Source organism: Humibacter soli (assembly GCF_054779035.1).
Map to the genome: position 1 here is coordinate 272,511 of NZ_BAAGYX010000002.1, position 21,936 is coordinate 294,446.

General features: G+C 66.3%; 19 protein-coding genes. 18 read left to right on the forward strand and 1 reads right to left on the reverse strand.

Annotated elements, in window-relative coordinates:
• Positions 1-33: 33 nt before the first annotated feature.
• The 13 genes from ACYVDN_RS14405 (at position 34) to ACYVDN_RS14465 (ending at position 14,171) form a co-directional block, all read left to right on the forward strand.
• Positions 34-1,413, forward strand: coding sequence for an ABC transporter substrate-binding protein (locus ACYVDN_RS14405; RefSeq protein ID WP_460572840.1), 1,380 nt, complete (start codon positions 34-36; stop codon positions 1,411-1,413).
• A 60-nt stretch (positions 1,414-1,473) separates the two neighbouring features.
• Positions 1,474-2,403 carry a carbohydrate ABC transporter permease gene (locus ACYVDN_RS14410; protein WP_460572842.1) on the forward strand — a complete coding sequence of 310 codons (930 nt, stop codon included), beginning with the start codon at positions 1,474-1,476 and terminating at the stop codon, positions 2,401-2,403.
• Positions 2,400-3,374: a carbohydrate ABC transporter permease gene (locus tag ACYVDN_RS14415; RefSeq protein ID WP_460572844.1), complete on the forward strand. Its 975-nt coding sequence runs from the start codon at positions 2,400-2,402 to the stop codon at positions 3,372-3,374. The genes ACYVDN_RS14410 and ACYVDN_RS14415 overlap by 4 nt, the downstream gene beginning before the upstream one ends.
• A complete protein-coding gene (locus ACYVDN_RS14420; protein WP_460572846.1) occupies positions 3,371-4,273 on the forward strand; it encodes an NAD-dependent epimerase/dehydratase family protein in 903 nt (300 codons plus the stop codon). The genes ACYVDN_RS14415 and ACYVDN_RS14420 overlap by 4 nt, the downstream gene beginning before the upstream one ends.
• A gap of 55 nt (positions 4,274-4,328) precedes the next feature.
• Positions 4,329-5,579 carry an enolase-like domain-containing protein gene (locus tag ACYVDN_RS14425; RefSeq protein ID WP_460572849.1) on the forward strand — a complete coding sequence of 417 codons (1,251 nt, stop codon included), beginning with the start codon at positions 4,329-4,331 and terminating at the stop codon, positions 5,577-5,579.
• Positions 5,576-6,868 carry an ROK family transcriptional regulator gene (locus ACYVDN_RS14430; RefSeq protein ID WP_460572851.1) on the forward strand — a complete coding sequence of 431 codons (1,293 nt, stop codon included), beginning with the start codon at positions 5,576-5,578 and terminating at the stop codon, positions 6,866-6,868. Before ACYVDN_RS14425 ends, ACYVDN_RS14430 begins: the two co-directional genes overlap by 4 nt.
• A complete protein-coding gene (locus ACYVDN_RS14435) occupies positions 6,865-7,761 on the forward strand; it encodes a hypothetical protein (RefSeq protein ID WP_460572853.1) in 897 nt (298 codons plus the stop codon). Before ACYVDN_RS14430 ends, ACYVDN_RS14435 begins: the two co-directional genes overlap by 4 nt.
• Positions 7,762-7,971: 210 nt before the next feature.
• Positions 7,972-8,925, forward strand: a complete 954-nt coding sequence (locus tag ACYVDN_RS14440) for a nucleoside hydrolase (RefSeq protein ID WP_460572855.1) — start codon at positions 7,972-7,974, stop codon at positions 8,923-8,925.
• 71 nt (positions 8,926-8,996) lie between these two features.
• Positions 8,997-10,337 carry an ABC transporter substrate-binding protein gene (locus ACYVDN_RS14445; protein WP_460572857.1) on the forward strand — a complete coding sequence of 447 codons (1,341 nt, stop codon included), beginning with the start codon at positions 8,997-8,999 and terminating at the stop codon, positions 10,335-10,337.
• A gap of 80 nt (positions 10,338-10,417) precedes the next feature.
• Entirely contained in the window at positions 10,418-11,260 is an 843-nt protein-coding gene (locus tag ACYVDN_RS14450) for a carbohydrate ABC transporter permease (protein ID WP_460572859.1), read from the forward strand.
• Positions 11,257-12,153 carry a carbohydrate ABC transporter permease gene (locus ACYVDN_RS14455; RefSeq protein ID WP_460572861.1) on the forward strand — a complete coding sequence of 299 codons (897 nt, stop codon included), beginning with the start codon at positions 11,257-11,259 and terminating at the stop codon, positions 12,151-12,153. The genes ACYVDN_RS14450 and ACYVDN_RS14455 overlap by 4 nt, the downstream gene beginning before the upstream one ends.
• A complete protein-coding gene (locus ACYVDN_RS14460) occupies positions 12,150-13,139 on the forward strand; it encodes a ribokinase (RefSeq protein WP_460572863.1) in 990 nt (329 codons plus the stop codon). The genes ACYVDN_RS14455 and ACYVDN_RS14460 overlap by 4 nt, the downstream gene beginning before the upstream one ends.
• 12 nt (positions 13,140-13,151) lie before the next feature.
• The gene (locus ACYVDN_RS14465; protein ID WP_460572865.1) at positions 13,152-14,171 is read left to right on the forward strand and encodes a LacI family DNA-binding transcriptional regulator; all 1,020 of its coding nucleotides are present in this window, start codon (positions 13,152-13,154) and stop codon (positions 14,169-14,171) included.
• Positions 14,172-14,197: 26 nt separating this feature from the next.
• Here ACYVDN_RS14465 and ACYVDN_RS14470 read toward each other — a convergent pair whose 3' ends face one another.
• Positions 14,198-15,085, reverse strand: a complete 888-nt coding sequence (locus ACYVDN_RS14470) for a helix-turn-helix domain-containing protein (RefSeq protein WP_460572867.1) — start codon at positions 15,083-15,085, stop codon at positions 14,198-14,200.
• A 106-nt stretch (positions 15,086-15,191) separates the two neighbouring features.
• Between ACYVDN_RS14470 and ACYVDN_RS14475 the strand changes: the two genes are divergently transcribed.
• The 5 genes from ACYVDN_RS14475 to ACYVDN_RS14495 all read left to right on the forward strand — a co-directional run bounded on the left by ACYVDN_RS14475 (position 15,192) and on the right by ACYVDN_RS14495 (position 21,906).
• Positions 15,192-16,550, forward strand: coding sequence for a cellulase-like family protein (locus ACYVDN_RS14475; RefSeq protein WP_460572869.1), 1,359 nt, complete (start codon positions 15,192-15,194; stop codon positions 16,548-16,550).
• An 80-nt stretch (positions 16,551-16,630) separates the two neighbouring features.
• Positions 16,631-17,932: an ABC transporter substrate-binding protein gene (locus tag ACYVDN_RS14480; RefSeq protein ID WP_460572871.1), complete on the forward strand. Its 1,302-nt coding sequence runs from the start codon at positions 16,631-16,633 to the stop codon at positions 17,930-17,932.
• Complete coding sequence (locus ACYVDN_RS14485) at positions 17,929-18,858, forward strand: carbohydrate ABC transporter permease (protein ID WP_460572873.1); 930 nt, start codon at positions 17,929-17,931, stop codon at positions 18,856-18,858. Before ACYVDN_RS14480 ends, ACYVDN_RS14485 begins: the two co-directional genes overlap by 4 nt.
• A 1-nt stretch (position 18,859) precedes the next feature.
• Positions 18,860-19,741, forward strand: a complete 882-nt coding sequence (locus ACYVDN_RS14490) for a carbohydrate ABC transporter permease (protein ID WP_460572875.1) — start codon at positions 18,860-18,862, stop codon at positions 19,739-19,741.
• A 29-nt stretch (positions 19,742-19,770) separates the two neighbouring features.
• The gene (locus ACYVDN_RS14495; protein ID WP_460572877.1) at positions 19,771-21,906 is read left to right on the forward strand and encodes an alpha-galactosidase; all 2,136 of its coding nucleotides are present in this window, start codon (positions 19,771-19,773) and stop codon (positions 21,904-21,906) included.
• Positions 21,907-21,936: the final 30 nt, after the last annotated feature.

The window sequence follows — 21,936 nt, forward strand, 5'->3', positions numbered from 1 at the left end:
CGCAGAACACATCCACACGACACAGGAGTTTCAATGAAGAAACGAGCTCTCAAGATCGCGGTGCTCCTTGCATCCGTCAGCACGATCGCCGCGCTGGCAGGGTGCAGCGGAACCGGCGCCGACGGCACCACGAACCAGGGCAAAGCCGATCCGAAGGCGAAGGTCACCATCACCGTCGGCGACGAGCCGACCGCCGACAAGGCGGCCGATCGCGCGAACTTCCTCGACCGTCTGAAGCAGTTCGAGAAGGCGAACCCGAACATCACGGTCAAGCCATCGACCGAGTACTGGCAGGCGCAGACCTTCCAGGCCAAGCTCGCGGGCGGAACGCTGCCGGACACCATGAACGTGTCCCTCACCTACAGCCAGCAGCTCATCGACAACGGTCAGCTGCCCAACATGACGCCCTACCTCAAGCAGATCGGGCTGCTCGACGAGCTCAACCCTCTGGCGCTGAAGAACGTCGAGGACGCCAAGGGCAACGTCTACACCGTGCCCTACGGACTGTTCTCCGTCGGCATCGCCTACAACCGGGCCATCTTCACGAAGGCCGGCCTCGACCCGAACAAGCCGCCGACGACGTGGGATGAGGTGCAACAGGACGCGAAGACGATCCACGAGAAGGTCCCAGGCGTTGCGGGATACGCGCAGCTGACGACGAACAACACCGGCGGCTGGATGCTCACCACCATGACCTACAGCATGGGCGGCACCATCACGAACAAGGCCGGCACGAAGTCCAGCATCGGCGCGCCCACCCAGCAGTCCCTACAGACCCTGCACGACATGCGGTGGGTGGACGACTCGATGGGTAGCCAGTTCCTCTACAACCAGGACGACATCCGCAAGGCGTTCTCCGCAGGCAAGATCGGCATGGTGCTGCAGGCGCCGGACATCTATGACCAGGCGGTTCACCTCTACGGCATGAACCCCGCCGACTTCGGCGAGGGAGCCCTTCCGCAGGCGAACGGTGAGAACGGAACGCTCACGGGCGGCACCATCGCGATGTTCAACGCAAAGGCGACGCCCAACCAGCTGCTCGCCGCAGCCAAGTGGGTCAAGTTCATGAACTTCGAGCAGTACTTCGACGAGCAGGTCGCAGTGCAGACCGCAAAGGCATCCGCCGCGTCGAACGCCGCCGTGGGAACGCCGGGGCTTCCGCCGGTGAAGGATGCGGTGTATCAGCGCTACCTCGGTTGGATCAAGGACGAGATCAACGTGCCCCTCGACCAGTTCGCCGGTTACACGTCATCGAAGCTTCCGCTCATTCCGGAGCCCGCCGATGCCCAGAACACCTACGCCACGCTTGATCCGGACGTGCAGAAGGTGTTGACGGACAAGAGCGCCGACATCAAGGCATTGCTCAACACCGCCAGCCAGACGATCGACCGGAACCTGGCGCAGCAGCGCTGACCCGATCACGTGATGGGTCGACCGAAGCCCGGTCGGCCCGTCACGCGGTGAGGACCAACCATGTCACGAACAATCGATGTACGCCTGACGCGCCAGCCGCGTCGACGTCGCTCCCTCGTCGGGTGGTACCGATCGGGCGGCCTGACGGCCGTGCTATTCGCCATCCCTGTCGTGCTGATCTTCCTGTACTTCAGCTGGGGCCCCGTGGTGCGCGGCCTGCTGATGAGTGTGGAGAAGACCAATCTCGTCACCTCGACCTTTGTCGGTCTGAGCAACTTCACTTACGTGCTCACCGATCCGGGGCTTCCGCAGGCCGCCTTGAACACCGTGTACTACGCGGCGCTCGGGCTGATCTTCGGATTCCCGATCCCCATCCTGATCGCCGTGTTCGTCAATGAACTGCGGCGCATGGGATGGATGTACAACCTGCTGGCGTACCTGCCCGCGGTCGTTCCGCCCGTCGCGGGCATCCTGCTCTGGAAGTTCTTCTACGACCCGTCGAGCATCGGAATCTTCAACACCATGCTGGGGTGGATCGGGCTCGGACCCTATCCGTGGCTCAACTCCGAGGCCATGGCGATGCCGTCGCTCGTCATCTATACGACCTGGGCGGGGGCCGGAGCAACGGCGATCATCTACCTCGCGGCGATCGGCGGCATCAGCCCGGAGCTCTACGAGGCGGCAGAGATCGACGGTGCGGGCATCTGGTCGCGGCTGTGGCACGTCACCATCCCGCAGCTGCGCAACGTGATCTTCATCATGATGCTGCTGCAGCTGATCGGCACGTTCCAGCTCTTCACCGAGCCGTTCTTGTTCACCGGCGGCGGCCCGAACAATGCGACAGAGACCATCATGCTCAAGATCTACAACTACGCGTTCGTCAACGGAGACTATGGGGCGGCGACAGCGCTGAGCGTTCTTCTCGCCGTGTTCCTGTGCCTGCTCTCGATCGCCTACCACTTCGTCACCAAGCGTTGGAGTCCGTCATGACCTCAGCAGGGGAAAGCATCGTCGTCGCACCCGCCGAACTCCAGGTCGTCGAACCGGATGTCGCGCGCAAGCGTCGACGCACGAGAGAAGCGAAAGAGCGGGGCGCGATCTCGGCGGCCGATCGCAAGAGGCCGGTCGTCATCGTCTCGATGTGGATTCTGCAGATCGTCATGTTCGTCGGTCTGCTCTTCGCCGGCCTTGGTCCGATCGCATGGTCGGCTCGGGCATCCCTCAGCAGCAGTCAGGCGATCCTGAGCGATCCGATGAACATCTGGTCCACTCCGTTGCAGCTCGGGAACATCGCAGAGGCCTGGAACGGAGCTCAGATCGGCTCGGCGCTCGGCAACACGGTGATCGTGGCGCTCGGCAGCACGATCGCGACGCTCTTCGTCAGCGCGACCGCCGCGTATCTCCTCAGCGTGCTGAGGCCGAAGTGGAGTCCGATCCTCTCGGGCGCCATCCTCGCGACGCTCTTCCTGCCTGGCGTGATCAGCCTCGTGCCCCTGTACCTGACCATCCTGCACATGCCGGTGCTCGGAGTGAGCCTGCTCAACACCTTCTGGGGCGTCTGGCTACCGGCTGGCGCCAGTGCGTTCAACGTGATCGTGCTGAAGCGGTTTTTCGACTCCATCCCGCGGGAGCTCATCGAGGCGGCGCGGATCGATGGTGCGAGCGCAATTCGCGTGTTCACAACGGTGGTCATCCCGCTGTCGCGGCCCATCCTCGGAGTCGTGACACTGCTGACGATCATCGCTTCGTGGAAGGACTACCTCTGGCCGTTGCTCGTGCTGGCGGCCCCGGCACTGCAGCCGGTGTCGGTCGCGCTCGCAAACCTGCCCAATGGTGCGATGCCGTTCTCGGTGCAGATGGCGGCGGTGTTCCTGACCATCATCATCCCCGTCGTGCTGTTCGTGGTCTTCCAGAAGCAGTTCCTGCGCGGGGTCAGCTCGGCCGGAGGGCTCAAGGGATGACGGAACTCACGGGCACCCGGGTGCTGGTCACAGGCGCGGCCGGTCGGATCGGCAGCGTGGCAACACGGCATCTCGCCGAGCGCGGGGCACTTGTCACGGCACTGTGTCAGCCCGGGCAGGAGGTGGATGGCGCGGACAGGGTGGTGCACGGTGACACGCGATCAGAGCACGATGTCGCGACGGCGCTCGACGGCGTCGAGGCCGTGGTGCACCTCGCGGCGCTGGCGCATCGCGACAACGGAACGCCGTACGACGTGTACTCCACGAACGTGGTGTCTACGTTCAACGTTCTCGCGCAGGCCGCTCACCGAGGGGTTCGCCGGGCGGTCGTCGCCGGCAGCATCAACCGCAATGGTCTGCCGCAGGGCATCGACCAGAACGCCGTGCCGCCGTACCTGCCCATCGACACCGACTTTCCCGCCGACGTCTCCGACTGGTACTCGCTCTCGAAGCTGAACGACGAGAACACGTCGCAGATGGTCTCGAACCGCTGGGGCGTCGGCATCGTCACGCTGCGGTTTCCGCACGTGAACACGATGGCGGCCATCGAAGCGCAATCAGAGGAGCTGACGAGGGATCCGCGCGCAGGTCTCACGGAGGCGTGGTCCTATCTCGATGTGCGTGATGCAGCGCGCGCCATCGAGCTTGGGTTGACCACGAGCACCCCCGGTGCCAACGCGTTCTATCTCGCAGCGCCGACCACGAGCATCCCCTATCGCACCGAGGATGTGCTCGACGCCGTCGCCCCCGATGTTCCCCGCAAGAAGTGCTTCACCGGGCGTGAGGTGCCGATGGACCTCTCCGATGCCGAGCGCGTGATCGGGTTCACCGCCGAACACGTGCTGCACCTCGACACGCGGGACCTGCCGCCGGGCATCCGGCGGTCGAGCATCGGCTGAGCCGGCGCTACCCAGCAAGCCACCGCACGAACACGACGCCACAAAGGAAGAGACGATGGACACCTTCGACAGCCCCTGGCAACCGCGCACCGAGCTGCGCATCACCTCCGTTCGAGCGATCGTGACAGCGCCGGAGGGTACGCCGCTGGTCGTCGTGCGCATCGACACGAACGAGCCAGGCCTCTACGGCCTGGGATGCGCCACCTTCACCCAGCGTTGGATGGCGGTGCGCTCCTTCGTCGACGACCACGTCGCGCGGTTGCTGATCGGTAGGTACCCGGGCGACATCGGCGACCTCACCCGGCTGATCGGCTTCACCGGCTACTGGCGTGGAGGACCCGTCACCAACAACGCGATCTCGGGGGTCGACCAGGCACTCTGGGACATCGCGGGCAAGCGTGCGGGCATGCCGGTGTACGAGCTGCTGGGAGGCAAAGTGCGCGCCGCTGCAGACACCTACTTGCACGCGGCGGGGCGCACGATCGATGAGACGCTGGACGACGCCGAGCGCCTCATCGAGGCCGGACAACGCCACGTTCGGCTGCAGATGTCGACTCCGGGAGGCGGAGGGTACGGTGCCCCAGCTGTGCCCACGGAGTACCCGGATGCCCCATACCGCAACGGGTGGAGCGCTCGCGACTACCTGCGGCGCACCCCTGCGTTGTTCGAAGCGGCCCGTGATCGTCTACCCGACAACGTGGAGCTGCTTCACGATGTGCACTCCAGGCTCACGCCGAAGGATGCCGTCTGGCTGGCCCGCGCGCTCGAGCCGTACCGGCTGTTCTTCCTCGAAGACGTGTTGCCGCCGGAGCACTGGGACCGCCTGCCGGAGGTGCGCGCGGCGAGCCCCGTGCCCATTGCGGTCGGCGAGCTCACCACGTCGTTCCAAGACGCGGCTCGGCTCATCCAAGGCAAAGGCGTCGACCTGATCCGCAGCCACGTCTCCGATATCGGCGGCTTGACCGCGGGCCGCAAGCTCGCCGATCTCGCTGAAGCGAACGGCGTGCGCACCGCCTGGCACGGGCCCGGCGACACTTCGCCGATCGGGGCGGCGGCGAACGTGACGCTCGATGTGGTGTCGCCGGCATTCGGCATTCAGGAGGGCCACGTTTACAACGACGCAACGCACGAGGTCTTCCCGGGTACTCTTCGTATCGAGAACGGTTGGCTGACGCCGAACGATGCACCGGGGTGGGGCATCGACATCGACGAGTCCGCTGCGGCACGATACCCGGCCGGCCTCTCGGGGCACGACAGCTGGGCAGCGGGGGTGCGTCGACCGGACGGCGCTCTGGAGGCTCCATGACACAAGTGGATGACGAGCCATCGTCGATCAAGACGGTGCCTCCGGCTCCTCGCAGGGGGCACTTCACGACGACCGGAAAGCGTCTCCAGAGCGGAGCGAACCAATATGACCTCGGTTCGTTCAACGAGGCGACGATCATCGAGACCATCAGGCAAGCCGGCGTGATCAGCCGAACCGAGGTGGCCGAGCGCACTGGCCTCACGCAGCAGTCGGTGTCGCGCATCCTCCGCCTGCTCATCGACCGAGGGCTCGTGGTCGAGGGTGAGCAAGTGCGCACCGAACAGGTCGGCAAGCCCCGAACGACCATCAGGCTCCGGGCCGAGGCGGCGTACGCGGTCGGAGTGCTCGTCGACCCCACGTCACTGACCTTCGTGCTCTCCGACCTTGACGGCGGCGTCGTCGGGCGGCGGACCGTCGGACTCGACGAGGATGTCTCGCCCGACAGCCTCGTCGAGTTGATCTCGGATCGCATCGACGATCTGGTGGCGGCAGCAAGCATCGACCGCACATCGCTGCTCGGCGTCGGAGTGGCGACGCCGGGGCCGATCACAACCGACGGATCCCTGCTCGAGCTGCCGCTCTCCCGCTCGTGGAGGAACGTTCCGCTGCGCGACGTGCTTCAGGCACGCTTGGGTTGCCCCGTGATCGTGCAGAAGGACGGTGAGGCCGCGGCCGTTGGAGAGCGCTGGGTCGGGCGTACGACACGTGCCGGCGACTTCGTCTTCTTGTACTTCGGAACAGGCATCGGGTCGGGACTCGTGCTCAACGGCGACGTGTATCGCGGTGTGAGCTCGAACGCGGGAGAGTTCGGCCAGCTCTGCGCCATCCGCACCCGCAGGCTGGATTCCGCCGGACATCCGGAGCTCGTGCGGGAGTGCAACCCGACGGCGGCCCTGCCCGAGATCGCGAAGGAGCTCGGCTACGCCGGCCCGGCCACGACCTACCGCGAGATGTGTGCGGAAGTGGGGCGGGGTGAGGTGCATGCCGTGGCGGCCGGTGAACAGATCGCCGCCGTCATCGCACAGGGCGCCATCGCCCTGATAGACCTTCTCGACCTTCCTCTGATGGTCGTGGGCGGTCCCGCATTCGAACCGGAGTTGCGTGACCTCGTGGTCTCCACAATCTCTCGCGAGGTGAACTCCGTGCCCACCGCGCATTCAGCTCGTGAGGTGACCGTCGAGCGCTCGGTGCTTCAAGACGAGGCTGGAGCGATCGGTGCCGCGTCATCCATTTTCCACAACACGTTCGCCCCACGCATGGGCAGCAAGACGAGGTCGATACAGCTATGAAACGAACCGCCCCCGCTAACGCGCCGGCGGATGCTTTCGCCACGGAGACGATCTCGATCAGTTCGTCGGCGCTCGACGTCGCCGTCGAGTCTCTCGGAGCACGCATCTCATCCGTCGTCGACCGGCGCACAGGCACCGAGTTCCTGCTCAGCACTCCATGGGCCGACGAGACCTGGGATCCGGTGGCACTCGTCGACGGGACCAGCGTCGAGTGGCATCGCCGTTATCCAGGCGGGTGGCACACCCTCGTGCCGCACGCCGGCGACGAGCGCACGGTCGATGGGGTCGAGCACCCCTTTCACGGCGAGGCATCGTGGCGAACCTGGAGTCTGATGCACTCTGACGACGCCACGTGCACGCAGCAGGTCGTACTGCGAACCGTGCCGTTGCGGGTCATCCGTCGCGTGAGCGTCGAGGAGTCGACCGTTCGAGTCGAACAGCGCGTGGAGAATCTCTCGCCGGAGCCGGTCGGCTTCACCTGGACGGAGCATCCGGCTCTGGGCCCGGCCGTGGCCGGCCCACGTACTACCGTCACCACATCTGACGCCGTCCTCGACGTGAGCTTTCCGCAGGATGATGAAGGAGTCGCGGGCTTCCGAACGGTCTCCGTCGGTGAGCCGGGCGAGGTGACGATCGCGGAACCGGATTCCGGCGCCTTCGCGGTCTTGCGATGGGATGCCCGGCTGCTGCCATTCCTCCACGTCTGGCAGGAACACTATGCGACCGAGGGCTTCCCGTGGTGGCGTTCCATCTCGGCGATCGCCCTTGAGCCTGCGTCCCGCGACTACTGGCCGGACGGGGATGAGCTGGGCCCGTTAGTCGTGCCGGGGTGCGGTGCCGTTGAAGGTGTGTTCGAGCTCACCGTAGGAGTGCGGGAGTACCGCGGGGACTGAACCGCAAGGGCGCCTCCCGCGCCTAGCCACCGCTGGATTTCGGAGATCTGCCCTCGCTGCGGGCGTGTCGCCCATGGATGTCGGCGTGTCGGGTCAGATCTCCGAAATCCAGCAGCGGCGGCCAGCCGGGTTCGTGCCCAGAGGTTGGGTGTTGTGCTCCGCATTCAACTCGTGTTAACTAAGTCAACACGAGTTGAACAAGGGAGTTCCATGCAGCGCATCATCCTGGACACCGACCTCGCCATGGGCGCACCAGGGTCGGACATCGACGACGGATTCGCACTCGCTCTTGCGCACGCCGACAAGGAGATCCAGCTCGACCTCATCACCACCGTCAACGGCAACACCGACGTCGAGTCGGCCACGTTGCTCACGCTCGAGCTCCGCCGACGCCTCGGCATCGACGTGCCCATCTACCGCGGTGCCTCCACCCCGTTCTGCCACCCGGAGCGCGTGCGCACGCCGTCCGACGAGGTCGTCGCGAACTACGGCGTCGGACTGGAAGCCGACCCGGGCTTCGCGGCCGTCGAGATGGTTCGGCACGTCATGGCGAATCCCGGTGAGATCACCGTTGTGGCCATCGGTCCGCTGACGAACGTGGCGGCGGCCATCCTTCTCGAGCCCGCCTTCGCCGCCAGCGTCAAGGAGCTCGTCATCATGGGCGGCATCTTCCTCGGCACGATGGGGCACCGCGACATGGCCGGCGAGTTCAACGTGTGGGTCGACCCGGAGGCGGCGGAGGCCGTGCTGCGATCGGGCGTGAAGCAGCGCTGGGTCGGTCTCGACGTCACACTGCAGGTTCGGCTCACCAGGGAGCACGCTCGCCGCCTCATCGAGTCGCCGGGCGCCTTCGCTCAGCTCGCCGGCGAATCGACGCTGTCGTGGATCGACTTCTTGCAGCAGCGCAACCCCGGCGACGCATCCCTCTCAGACTCGTGCGCGATGCACGACCCGCTCGCGGTCGCCGCGGTCACGCACCCCGAGCTGCTCACGTGGCGCGATGCCGCTGTCTCCGTCGTCACCGGCGACGGCATCGCCCGCGGTGTCATGGTCCCCGACCTCCTCTACTCGGCGGAGCCGCCTTCGCCGAACTGCACCATCGCCACGGCCGTCGATGCCGACGGCTTCACGGAGTTCTTCCTCCGGTCGCTTGCATCCCTGTGAAGCGACAACCGCCCGAGCGACGACCGCTCATGGGCATCCACCCCACAGCGACACCCAAAGAAGGGAATGTCATGCACCTCACCCACCATCGAGGCCTGCGACGTCTGGCAACCGCCGTCGCCGTCGCCTCGGCTAGCGCACTCGTCCTCGCCGGATGCTCCGGCGGAGGCTCCGCCTCGGGGTCCGGCGACGCCGTCACGATTCCGAAGACCGATCCCAAGACGACGATCAAGGTTCTGAGCATCCTCGACCTCAAGACCGACAACATGCAGCCGGTCGTCGACGCCTTCGAGAAGGCTCATCCGTCCATCAAGGTCAAGTGGCAGACCGTGCCGTTCGACGCGCTCAACAGCACGGTCGACTCGCGGGTGTCGAACAAGGGTGGCGACCCCGACGTGTACTGGGCAGACCAGCCGAGGATCTCGGCGCTCGCCGCTCGCGGAGAGGCCGCCGATCTCACCGGCGCGTTCTCGAAGTACAAGTCGTCGTTCGACCCGACCGCGTACGACTCTGGGCTGTACAACGACAAGCTCTGGGCGCTGCCGATCGCGAACTCGACCCAGCTGCTCTATTACAACAAGGACCTGCTCGCGAAGGCCGGCGTCACCCCGCCGTCCGCATCGACGGACCAGCGTGCGACCTGGGACCAGATCGTGAAGGATGCCGCCAAGGCCAAGAGCGCCGGCGCGCAGTACGGATTCGCGTTCGGCCAGTTCGACCGCTACTACCAGCTCGAACCGCTGCCGGTGCAGCTGGGCGGATCGATCGGCGCCACGGGCAAGGGAAATCTGACGCCCGACTTCACCTCCAGTGCGTGGGTCAAGGCGTTCGACTGGTACGGCTCGCTGTTCTCCTCCGGGGTCTCGCCGCGCGGCATGACGCCGGACCAGACCGACCCGGCCTTCGTGGCGGGCAAGATCGCCTACATGGTCGAGGGCCCGTGGCTGCTGCCCGAGCTCCAGGCGTCGAAGGTCAACTGGGGCGTGGCGCCGCAGCCGGTGTTCGACGGTGGCAAGCCCGCAACGCCGGACGGCTCGTGGTCGCTCGCGGTGAACCCCTTCAGCAAGCAGAAGGAGGCCGCAGCGATCTTCCTGAAGTGGATGGCCATCGATGACGGCAGCGGATACATCAAGTACCGCTCCAACCCCGAGCTGCCCGCGAACGTCGAGGGCAAGCAGGTGTACTTCGCGAAGGACGTCTTCTCGTCGCCCGCCGGCAAGGATGCCGCGAAGATCATCGACTACGAGACCTCCAAGACTGCGGTCAACCGGGTGTCGACGATCGGCTACATCGAGTTCGAGTCGATCATGAACCAGGCATTCGCCGACATCCGCAACGGTGCCGACGCGAAGACCACGCTCGACAAGGCCTCGGCCCAGCTCAAGACCGCCTGGACGAAATACCAGCAGTGATGAGCTCGTCAGAACGCGGTCGCGGAGCTGTGTCGGTACGCCGGCGCAGCTCCGCCCGGCCGCCTTGGTTGTGGATCGTCGTGTTCCTCGCGCCGGCGGTGATCTCCCTGGTCGTGCTGCGCCTGGCGCCCACCTTCGGGGCGATCGGCTCGTCGCTGTACAAGGCCTTCCCTGGCGGGCTCGTCCCCGCGACCTTCGCAGGCTTCGCGAACTACCAGTCCCTGTTCGCCGATCAGGACTTCGTGGCCACGATCGGCCGCACGATCCTTTTCAACGTGATCATCAACCCACTGCAGGTGGCGATCGCGCTGGTGGTGGCCGTGCTGTTCATCCAGCGCATCCCGCTCGTCGGGGTGTGGCGCACGCTCCTCTTCATTCCCGTGACCATTCCGATCGTCGGGTCGTGCATCGCCTGGAGCGCTGCCCTGCAGCCCGACGGGCCGGTCAACGCCCTGATCTCGGCGCTCGGCGGCAACCCGCAACCGTTCTTCACCTCGCCGAACCAGGCGCTGGCGTGCATCATCCTGGTGGCGTCGTGGATCGGAATCGGCTACTGGATGATCTTCCTCATCGCCGGCCTCGAGGCCATTCCCGGCGAGTACTACGAGGCGGCGAAGCTCGACCGGGCCGGTTGGTTCCGCACGTTCTTCCAGATCACGATCCCGCTCCTGAAGCGCCCGCTGCTCTTCGTGCTCGTCGCGGACACGGTCGCCAACTTCGTGCTGTTCGTTCCGGTGCAGCTGATCACCAACGGCGGGCCGCAGAGCTCGACGACACTGCTGATGTTCGACGCGTATCGCACCACCTACGGGTACGGGAGTCGAAACCTCGGTGCGGCAGAGGTGGTCATCCTCACGGTGATCATGCTGATCTTCGTGCTGCTTCAGTTCCGCCTGCTCCGCGAAGAGAGGACCCCGCGATGACGGCGACAGCGACTCGCCCGAGGACGGCGGGGAGAACGCGCGCCAGAACGGCGGAGAGACGGCGGGCATCCACCCTGACCGTCGTGCTGACGGCGATCTCGGTCGTGATCGGTCTGGTGTTCATCCTGCCCGCGGTCTGGGTCTTCATCGGATCGTTCCGGCCGAGTGCAGACATCGTGAACACGATGTCCCCGTTGAGTTGGGCACTCCTCGTGCCCTCGCGGGTGACGTTCGAGAACTACATCGGCCTCTTCGTCGACAACGGCTTCGGCCTGGCGCTGGCGAACTCGGCGATCGTGTGCCTCGCGTCGGTGCTGCTCGGCCTGGTGATCTCGGTGATGGCCGCGTATGCCCTGTCGGTGTACGAGTTCAGGGGCCGGAACGCGATCTTCGCCGTCATCGTCGTGAGCTTCATGGTGCCGTTCGAGGCCATTGCGATTCCGCTCGCGCAGCAGTTCAGCGACTGGGGACTCGGCAACACGCTCATCGGCCTGATATTGCCCGGAATCGGCAACGGACTTGCCATCTTCAATCTGCGGCAATACTTCCTCGGAATTCCCACCTCATATCGTGAAGCCGCCATGCTCGACGGCGCATCGGAGCCGCGCATCCTTTTCACGATCTACACGAGGATGAGCGGCCCTGCGCTGACGAACTCAGCACTTCTGATCTTCCTGGGGCAGTGGACCGCCTATCTCTGGCCGTTATTGATAGTGAGCGACAATAACCTCCAGGTGGCGCCCGTCGCCTTGGCATCGACGTTCGGTGAACACGGTGCCGACTTCGGCAGAAACTTCGCCGGAGCGGTCCTTCTCTCGCTGGTGCCTGCGGTGAGTATGTTCATCCTGCAACGATTCTTCGGGCGCATGTCGCTCGCGAGCGGAGAGAAATGACGAATACGAACCACCCGGCGCGGATCATCGTGGTGGGCTCGGCGAATCAGGACTACATCGTGCGCGTGCCGACCCCGCCAGGACCTGGCGAGACCGTGCTGGCAACGAGCCTGCTGCTGCAGCCCGGCGGCAAGGGGGCGAATCAAGCGGTCGCCGCGGCTCGGCTTCGCGGCAACGTCAGCTTCGTCGCGTCGGTCGGGGATGACGCCGACGGGGCTCTGCTGCTGCGCGAACTCCGCTCAGAGGGGGTCGACACGGCCAACGTGGAGATCATCAACCGCGGCCGCACCGGGCTGGCGCTCGTCTCCGTCTACGACAGCGGGGAGAACTCGATCACGGTCGTTCCGGGAACGAACTTCTCCCTGACCGCCGACCGCGTGAACCACGTGGTGACCGCGCTGGCGGAGCAGGCCGACAGCGCCATCCTGGTGGCGCAGGCAGAAATCCTGCCGGAGATCATCGAGGCGGCGATCGTGTCCGCCGCTCGGGCACGGGTGCGGGTCATCCTGAACCTTGCTCCGTTCCATCCGCTCGCGCCCGAACTGCTGAAGAAGTGCGATCCTCTCGTACTCAACGAGGCAGAGGCGAGCGCGCTGGTCGGCTCCGAGGTGCGGGATGCGTCGAGTGCGGCATCCGCCGTTGCGCAACTGCGCTCGATCGCGGAGTCGGTCGTCGTCACGATCGGGCCGGGCGGCGCGTACTGGGCAGACCAGGAGTCGGAGGGACACGTTCCGGCGCCCGAGGTGAGCGAGGTGGTCGACACGACCGGAGCGGGCGACGCGTTCGTCGGAGCTCTGGCGTCGCACCTCGCGCGGGGCGCATCCCTCCGCGAGTCCGTCGAACTCGGCGTGCTCGCCGGAACGTTCGCGGTGCAGATGCCGGGCGCCCAGTCGTCGTACCCCACTCCCGCCGATCTTGGCATGAGCTCCTTGGCCCCCGGGCATGGCGCGGCGGCAGTGCTGGGACACGGTTCCCGCACCCCGTAAGCTGCTCCCCACATGTCAGTAACGCGCTCGGATGTCGCACGTGCAGCAGGCGTGTCACCGGCAGTGGTCAGCTACGTGCTCAACGGCGGACCGAGACCGGTGTCTGCTGCGGCTCGCGCGCGCGTCGAAGCGGCCATCGAGCGGCTGGACTACCGGCCGAATGCCATCGCGAGCGCGTTGCGAGGGGGTAGCACCCGGTCGGTCGGGCTCTTGAGCCCCGACCCGCTCGACCCGTATTTCGCAGAGCTCGCCGAAGCGATCGAGCGCGAGTTCTCCGGGGCTGGATACGTGGTGCTCACGGGCCACGGCCACGGCGATCGCGCACGGGAAGAGCGGTATGTGCGCACCTTCACCGCTCGGCAGGTCGACGGCCTGGTCTTCGCGTCGGTCGCGACCACGTCGTTCGACGGCATCGAGTGCCCCGTGCTCGTCATCGACGGGATGCCGTCGGACAAGCCCGTCTCCACGATCGACGTCGAGCACGCCGCTGACGCGGCCGTCGCCGTCGAGCACCTGCAGCGGCACGGTCACTCGCTGATCGGCTGCATCTCGATGCCCGTCGGCACCTCCGTCGGGGCCACCTCGATCGCCGGCTGGAGCGCGCAGCAGGCCAGGGACGGATCCCCGGCGGGGGATGAGCTGGTGGCCTTCGCGGAGTCGAGCGAGGAGGGCGGCAACCTCGCCGCTCACCTGCTGCTCAGCGAGCACGGCCGTCCGTGGGCCATCCACGGCACTCGGCCCACGGCGCTCTTCGTCGCCGCGGACGTGCAGGCCATCGGCGCCATCCATGCGTGCTGGGAGCTCGGCCTGCGCGTGCCGGATGACGTCGCCATCGTCTCCATCGGCGGAACACGCCCTGCGGCCTTCACCGTCCCGCCGCTGACCACCATGCGGCAGGATCTGCCCTACCTCGCCAAGCGGGCGGTCAAGGAGCTCCTTGAACGCTTCGAGGACCCGACGCGTGCTCCGGAGCACACGGTGCTGCGCGGCAACCTCGTCGTGGGCCGCAGCTGCGGGTGCGAGCTGGCCTAGGTCTTCGGGGCGCCGAAGCTTCGCGCTCAGATCGCCTCGATCGACGCACCGGCCCGGAAGCGGCTCGGCGACGTGCCGTTCACCGCGCGAAACTGCCGCGTGAAATAGAACGCGTCGGAATACCCGACCTGAGCGGCGATCTCGCCGATCGACAGCCCGGTGGTCATCAGCAGCTCGCGGGCACGGGCGCTGCGGAGCCGCCTGACGTATTCCACGACTCCGTACCCGGTTGACGCCTTGAAGAGTGCCGAGAAGTGCGAGGTGCTGAGGCCGGCGAGCCGAGCCAGATCCGCGACCGGTGTCGTCGAGGCGAGATTGTCCCGCAGGTAGTCCTGCACGACACGGATGCGATCGCGGGTTGCGGGCTCGCCCCTCAGTCGATCGGCGCCGAGCAGTCCGAAGAGATGCCACGCCGCACCGGATGCCTGCGACAGCGTCGCAACCGTCTCGTCACGTTCCAGCGCGGTCACGATGTTCTCGATGAGTGTTGCAGCGGTGAACACATCCCGCAGGTGCAGCACCGGGTCGGCGTCGGGCCCCGTGGCGGCCGTGACGAGCTCTGCCGCGTCGGTCCCCGCGGCGTGCAACCACCAGATGCTCCAGGGATCGACCTCGTCGGCGACATAAACGTGCGGTGCCTGGGGTGGGATGATCGCGGCATCACCCGATCGGATGGCATGCCGGGCGCCGCCGAGGGTGAGCATGCCGCGGCCCCCGACGCAGACGATGACGATGGCTTCGCGTGCGCCGTTCGGACGGACGCGTCCGTGGGCTGCCGCATGGGGGAAGTACCCGGCATCCGTCACCAGCAAGCGGCGGGTCACCGGTGCGTCGAGCGTCGTCTTGATCAGGGGAGCGGGAAGCACGCGCAGGCGTTGGCCGGGGAATCCGTCACGGATCAGTTGGGCCGCCATGACGTCCAGTCTAGATGGCACAACCGGGCTCAAATCAGAGAATCGTCCAGGAACTCCGTATGAACCGTCATTCCATCGTCGATCGGCGCGATCCTAGGCTGGCCGCATGCTCAATGAGGAGAACGGAATAGCGACGCACGTGTCCGACAGGGCTGTGGAACGTGCCGCGTCGGTGAAGTACACGCCCGTCCAGGTCTCGGCAGATCTGCCCGACCGTCTGACGATCACGCTGTGGGACTTCTCCTGGTACGTGCGCACCGGCGCAGGCGAACCGTTCGAAGATCTGGATCGTGCAGCGGCCGAGGCCGTGGAGCGCGGCTACAACACCGTCCGCATCTGCGCGATGCCGTTCCTGCTCTTCGGATCGGGGCTCGACACCTCACGAGTGTCCCTCGACCGGCTCGGCGGCGACTACGGCCAGGGCGTGCGCTGGTACGACGTCGGCGCCCCCACCGAGTTCGACGGACGAGCCAAGCTGCTTGAGCTGTTCGAGGTGTGCGCCCGCCACGACCTTTATGTGATCGTCTCGTCGTGGGAGTACCAGCAGTCGTCGTCCTTCAGCACCGACGCCGGCTGGTGGGATGCCCTGCGCGGCGTCGATCCCGAGGAGCGCGCCGTCGCTCTCGCCGACGCGCACTCCGAGCTCGTCGACTTCGTCACCGAGCACGGCCACGCCGACCGAATCGCCTACGTCGAGCTTCACAACGAAGTGCAGGGCGGCCACCTCGCCGACGGACTCACCTCGTCCAGAGCCGACGAGGAGCAGAGCCTCATCGAACTCGAGCCTCGGCTGTCGAAGGGACTCCGCAGGTTCCATGAGCTGCAGCCGACCGTGCCCGTCACGGTCAACTACGCGCACGTGCCGGTCGCCGCGATGCGCGCCATCCCCGCGGAGATCGACGTACTGGTGGTGCATCCCTATATCTACGGAGTGCTCAACGAGACCACGGCCGCGTTCGACCTGCGGGGTGACCTCGCCGACTTCCCGCGCGCCGCCGTCGATGCCGAGGGCCTGCTGCGGCCCGACGCACCCGACGCGCAGACGTGGGTGCTCACCGACGACGCCGCATGGAAGATGGATGCCACCATCGTCGGCAAGCCCGAGATCTTCTTCCACGACTGGCTGATTCCCGAGGCGTTCGACCGGTTCCTCTACGAGCGGTACCAGAACCACCGCGTGGAGATGGACCGGGTGCTGGGCATCTGGCTCGACGTGGCATCCGATCACGCGAAGGCCCGGCGCGTCCCCCTCGTGTTCGGCGAGGGCTGGGTCGGGTACACCCCGTTGCGAGGCAACTTCGAAGAAGGCCCGGTCGGCGCGGAATTCTGCCGCCGCGCCGTTCGCGAATCGCGGCGCGTCGACGCCTGGGGCACGATCGTGTGCTCGAACGCGGCACCGCACCACCCCATGTGGGGCGACATCGCCCTGCAGCTCGAATGCAATCAGCTCTTCACCGCGGAGTAGTGCACCGCAGAGCACTTCACCACAGAGCAGTCAGCTCGCCTGTCGCGGATTCCGCTCACCGGCTGTCAAGGAGGACAACCATGGCTACGAAGACCGAAGTCACACGTCGCACCTTTCTCGCCGGTGCGCTGGCGATCGGAGGCGTCGCGGCACTCGCCGGATGCGTGACGGGCGGCTCACCCGGGACTTCGGGCGGCGGTTCCGGCGTCGGGCCGATCGTGTTCCAGAACTCCAACTCCGAGCCGCAGCCCAAGGCGGCGCTCACCGCGCTGGTGCAGCAGTACAACGCGAAGAACGCGTCGGCCAAGGCCACGATGAACACGGTCGCGACCGAGCAGTTCCGCGCGCAGCTGTCCACGTACCTCACCTCGAGCAACCCACCCGACGTCTATTCGTGGTACGCGGGCTCGGTTGCGCGCTCCTACGCGGACCAGGACCTTCTGCTCGACCTCTCCGACCTCTGGAAGGGCAAGGGCGTCGCCGCGAACTTCAATGCGGCCCTGAAAGCCTTGTCGACGGATGCCAAGGGACGCCAGATCTTCATGCCCACCGACTATTACTGGTGGGGCGTCTTCTACCTCAAGTCAAACTTCGAGAAGTGGGGCCTCACCGTCCCGACGACCTGGGACGAGTTCATCGCCATGTGCGAGACGCTCAAGAAGAAGGGCATCAACCCGCTGTCGCAGGGGCTCAGCACGACTCCCTGGATGGCATCCGGGTGGTTCGACATCCTCAACCTGCGCGTCAACGGCGCCCCGTTCCACCGCGATCTGCTCGCCGGCAAGCACCGGTTCGACAGCGCAGAGGTCAAGAACACCATGAAGTACTACGCGCAGCTCGTGCCGTACTTCGACCCGAACATGGGCTCGTACGCCTGGCAGGATGCCGTCACTCCGTTCGTCCAGGGCAAGAACGCCATGTATCTGGTCGGCGCGTTCATCAGCGCGAACGTCACCGACAACCCCGACGACCTCGACTTCTTCACGGTGCCGACGATCGACAAGAGCATCCCCAAGGCGGAGGAGGCGCCGACCGACGGATATTTCTCCAGCGTCAAGTCGAAGAACGCGCAGTCGACGAAGGACTTCCTCACCTACCTCGCAAGCCCTGCCCAGCAGCAGGAGTTCATCGAGAAGTCGGCGTCGTCCAACCTTCCGACCTCGCCGGACGTGGACACCTCGAAGTTCTCGCCGCTGGTGCAGAAGGGCCTGAAGATGCTGGGCGAGACCAAGGAGATCACGCAGTTCTTCAACCGTGACTCGTCGGATGCGCTGCAGACGACCGCCGACACGGCGCTCGTGAAGTTCCTCGCCAACCCGGGCGACGTCGACACGATCCTCGCTGACTGGCAGGCGGCGGCAGAGAAGGTGTGGAACTCGTGACCGCAACGGTGGGCCTGCCGCGCACCGCGACGAGGACGCCGTCTCGGCGGCCGCGTCGCGGGTCGGTGCGGCGCGTCCCGCCGATCATCTGGGCGTTCCTGGCGATCCCGCTGGCGGTCGAGCTCGCGTTCGTGTTCTGGCCGGCCATCAACAGCTTCTACATCGCCCTGACCAAATGGAACGGGGTCGGGGCCCCCCAGTTCGTCGGGCTCAAGAACTTCCAGAACCTCGGCACCGATCCGATCTTCATCCAGGCACTCGTCAACAACGTCTTCTGGGTGATCGGGTTCGGTGGGGCATCCGTCATCGTCGGCCTGCTGCTGGCGCTGGCACTCAACCGGCCGCGTCGCGGCGTGGGGTTCTACCGCAGCGCGATCTACCTGCCCATGGTGTTCTCGCTCACGGTGACCGGCCTGTTCTGGCGGCTGCTGTACGCGCCGGGGGGCGCGGTGAACTCGCTGTTGGGGACGGTGGGGCTCGGCTCGCTCGAGAAGCAGTGGCTCGCCGACCCGTCGACCGCCCTGACGGCCGTGCTCGTCGCAGCGGTGTGGCGGCAGTGCGGCTACATCATGGTGCTCTACCTGGCGGGTCTCAAGGGTGTCGACCCGACGCTCGAAGAGGCCGCTGCCGTGGACGGCGCTAGCCGCTGGCAGCGCTTCTGGCACATCGTCATGCCCCAGCTCAGCGGCGTGAACGCGGTGGTCTTCGCGGTGACCGTGATCGACTCGCTCCGCACGTTCGACATCGTGTGGGCGATGACGCAGGGCGGCCCGTACAACTCGACCCAGCTGCTGTCGACCTACATGTATCAAACCGCCTTCACAACGGTGAACCTCGGGTACGGCTCGGCCATCGCCGTCGTGATCTTCCTGCTCGCGATCCTGTTCATCATCGGCTACCTGACGCGCGTCTCGAAGGAGGATTGACATGACCGCCGCCACCGATTCGCGCCGCGTCGCAAGCACGTCGACGACCGCCGTGAAGAAGCCGCACCGCAAGCGGTCCTGGCTGTTCCACCTCTACATGACCCCGGTCTCGCTGATCTGGATCGCGCCGATGGTGTTCGTCGTGTTCGTCGCGTTCCGCTCCTTCAGCGACATCACCCAGAACGGGCTCGGCGCACTGCCCCAGTCGTTCTCGTGGGACGGCATGATCACGGTGTTCACAGGCGGACTCGTGACGCAGTCGCTGGTCAACAGCGCGATCGTCACCGTCTTCACGGTGTTCTTCGCCCTGCTGCTCTCCTCCTGGGCGGCCTTCGCCCTGAGTCGCTATGAGATTCCGTTCCGCCGCGCGATCCTGCTCTTCATGCTCGCGGGCAACCTGCTGCCCGCGCAGATCCTGCTGATCCCCGTTGCACGCATCACCGACACGTTGGGCATCGGCGACTCCCTGTTCGCGCTCATCCTGGTGCAGGTCGCCTTCGGACTCGGGTTCTACACGTTCGTGCTCTACGGGTTCATGCGCTCGATCCCCGCCGAGATCTTCGAGGCGGCGCGGGTCGACGGCGCGGGCGAACTCCGCGTCTATCTGCGGCTGGTGCTCCCCCTCACTCGCCCGTCGCTTGCCGCCCTCGGTGCGCTCGCCACGACCTGGGTGTGGAACGATCTGCTCTGGGCGCTCACGGTCATCCACACCGAGTCGAAGTTCCCGATCAACGCCGAGCTGCTCAACATCCAGGGCGGTTACGTCAGCCAGTGGAACGTCGTCGCCTCTGGGGCGCTCGTCGCAGCGATCCCGACCGCCATTGTGTTCTTCATCTTCCAGAGGCAGTTCGTCTCGGGCCTCACGCTCGGGGCCGGCAAGTGACGGCTCCGACGCGGAAGGAAGGGATGCCCGTGACTCAGTGGCACCTGCGCACCCGCGCCACCTCCTATGTGGTCAGCTCGCTGCCCGACGAATCCGGTGTCGTGCTCGACTACTGGGGCCCGGTACTCGCCGAAGGTGTGGATTCTGCTCCGTGGAGCGAGCCCGAGCGGATCGTCTCCTTCTCCGCCGCCGCCGACGTGCAGCCGTTGGAGTACGCCAGCAACGGGCAACGTCACGGCGCGTTCAGCGAACTGCTGGTCGACCGAGGCTCCGGCCACACGGGCGCGAGTTGGACGCTTCTGCCCGATGGAGTCAGCGCGCATCACACGCACAGCGGCCAGGCACTGACGCTGCCCTTCCAGGACGAGACCGGCACGCTGCGTCTCGAACTGCGTTTCGCCACGTCGTCACAGCATGACGTGATCCGCCGTAGCGCGACGGTGCACAACCAGGGCGACGCCACTGTCGAGCTGACTCGCGCGTTCTCCGCCGCATGGAATCTGCCGCTCGGCCAGCACGTGCACATCGACTACCTCGCCGGCAGCTGGGGACGCGAGTTCCAGCAGCGGTCGACCGACCTGCACTGGGGAACGTTCTCGATCGGCAGCCGCCAAGGCACGACGAGCCTGCTCTTCAGTCCCGTCGTGGCCGTCACCGCCGCCGTCGACGCGGACTCATACCACCGGCCATCCGCGCATGCCTATGGGATCGCCCTCGATTGGAGTGGCGCGTGGCGTCTGCAGGTGGACTCGGCGGCGGTCGGACAACACGCGCGGGTGTCCTGTGGAGTCGACGACGACGTGACCACCGTCACCCTTCTGCCCGGCGAGTCGTACCGCTCGCCCGACAGCCTCGGAGTCTTCTCCGACGATGGGCGGCAAGGTCTGACGGATGCCTGGCACGACTTCCAACGCTCCGAGCTGACCAGAGACCACACTGAGCGCGCCCGGCCCGTGGTCTACAACTCCTGGTATGCGACTGGATTCGACGTCACCGTCGAGCATCAACAGGCGCTGGCGCGGCAGGCTGCGGAACTCGGCGTCGAAACTTTCGTCGTCGACGACGGCTGGTTCGTCGGCCGCACCTCCGACCGCGCAGGGCTCGGCGACTGGCGGCCCGACCCGGTGAAATTCCCGAACGGGCTGAACGAACTCGTCGAAGCGGTCGAAGAGCTGGGCATGCGCTTCGGCATCTGGATCGAGCCGGAGTGCGTCAACCCCGACAGCGATCTGTACCGCACGCATCCGGACTGGGTCTACGGCGCAGACGGGCGGCCCCTCCTGACGATCCGCAACCAGTACGTGCTCGACCTCGGCCGCGAGGAGGTCGCCAACTGGGTGATGTCGACACTGCGCACGCTGCTCGGCTCGACATCCATCGGCTATCTCAAGTGGGACATGAACCGACCCATCACCGATGGCGGCCGGCCTGGGGACCCGCACGGTCGGGAGTGGAGCCTTCAGCACACCCGCAATTACTACCGCGTGCTCGACATGGTGCGCGCCGAGTTTCCCGACGTGATCTTCGAGGCGTGTTCCGCCGGTGGCGCCCGCATCGACAACGCGGTGCTGCAGCGGTCGGACATCGTCTGGACGAGCGACCAGGTCGGCCCCCGGGACCGGCTGGTGATCCAGGACGGGTTCCTCACGGCCTACCCGTCGTGGGTGATGAGCTCGTGGGTCACCGACGATCCGGGACACCGGGACCGTCAGCCGATCTCGCTCGGCTACTCGTTCGCCGTCGCGATGGCCGGTGTGCTCGGCATCGGTTCGGACCTCTCGTCGTGGAGCGAGGAGCAGAAGCGCGAGGCCGCGGCGCGGGTGGCGGCATACAAAGGCATCCGCGGGGTCGTGCACCATGGTCGGGTCAGAAGGCACGGAGCGCCGGATCAGGGACTCTACTGCGTCGAATACCACGGCCCAGATGACGACCCCCGCGTCGTGCTCTTCGTCTACGACCGGGACCGCGACCGCGCACGCGACCGGGAGCGCGCTCGCGTCTTCCCTTCGTCGCTACGGACGGGAGTCGTCTATGCGGTCGGCGACGCCGATGGGCGGCCGACCGGTGATACCGTCACCCGCGAGCTCGCCGCGGTGAACGGCGTGCCCGTCGACTTCACATGGGCGAAGGATGCCGACGTCATCGTCCTCACGCCCCAGCCCTGAGTCCTCACCCGATCCTTCACCCGACCTCTT

Excerpts from the sequence above, each read along its gene's own strand:
- ACYVDN_RS14405 (WP_460572840.1), top strand. The coding sequence starts at position 34 with ATGAAGAAACGAGCTCTCAAGATCGCGGTGCTCCTTGCATCCGTCAGC.
- ACYVDN_RS14410 (WP_460572842.1), top strand. The coding sequence starts at position 1,474 with ATGTCACGAACAATCGATGTACGCCTGACGCGCCAGCCGCGTCGACGT.
- ACYVDN_RS14415 (WP_460572844.1), top strand. The coding sequence starts at position 2,400 with ATGACCTCAGCAGGGGAAAGCATCGTCGTCGCACCCGCCGAACTCCAG.
- ACYVDN_RS14420 (WP_460572846.1), top strand. The coding sequence starts at position 3,371 with ATGACGGAACTCACGGGCACCCGGGTGCTGGTCACAGGCGCGGCCGGT.
- ACYVDN_RS14425 (WP_460572849.1), top strand. The coding sequence starts at position 4,329 with ATGGACACCTTCGACAGCCCCTGGCAACCGCGCACCGAGCTGCGCATC.
- ACYVDN_RS14430 (WP_460572851.1), top strand. The coding sequence starts at position 5,576 with ATGACACAAGTGGATGACGAGCCATCGTCGATCAAGACGGTGCCTCCG.
- ACYVDN_RS14435 (WP_460572853.1), top strand. The coding sequence starts at position 6,865 with ATGAAACGAACCGCCCCCGCTAACGCGCCGGCGGATGCTTTCGCCACG.
- ACYVDN_RS14440 (WP_460572855.1), top strand. The coding sequence starts at position 7,972 with ATGCAGCGCATCATCCTGGACACCGACCTCGCCATGGGCGCACCAGGG.
- ACYVDN_RS14445 (WP_460572857.1), top strand. The coding sequence starts at position 8,997 with ATGCACCTCACCCACCATCGAGGCCTGCGACGTCTGGCAACCGCCGTC.
- ACYVDN_RS14455 (WP_460572861.1), top strand. The coding sequence starts at position 11,257 with ATGACGGCGACAGCGACTCGCCCGAGGACGGCGGGGAGAACGCGCGCC.
- ACYVDN_RS14460 (WP_460572863.1), top strand. The coding sequence starts at position 12,150 with ATGACGAATACGAACCACCCGGCGCGGATCATCGTGGTGGGCTCGGCG.
- ACYVDN_RS14465 (WP_460572865.1), top strand. The coding sequence starts at position 13,152 with ATGTCAGTAACGCGCTCGGATGTCGCACGTGCAGCAGGCGTGTCACCG.
- ACYVDN_RS14470 (WP_460572867.1), bottom strand. The coding sequence starts at position 15,085 with ATGGCGGCCCAACTGATCCGTGACGGATTCCCCGGCCAACGCCTGCGC.
- ACYVDN_RS14475 (WP_460572869.1), top strand. The coding sequence starts at position 15,192 with ATGCTCAATGAGGAGAACGGAATAGCGACGCACGTGTCCGACAGGGCT.
- ACYVDN_RS14480 (WP_460572871.1), top strand. The coding sequence starts at position 16,631 with ATGGCTACGAAGACCGAAGTCACACGTCGCACCTTTCTCGCCGGTGCG.
- ACYVDN_RS14490 (WP_460572875.1), top strand. The coding sequence starts at position 18,860 with ATGACCGCCGCCACCGATTCGCGCCGCGTCGCAAGCACGTCGACGACC.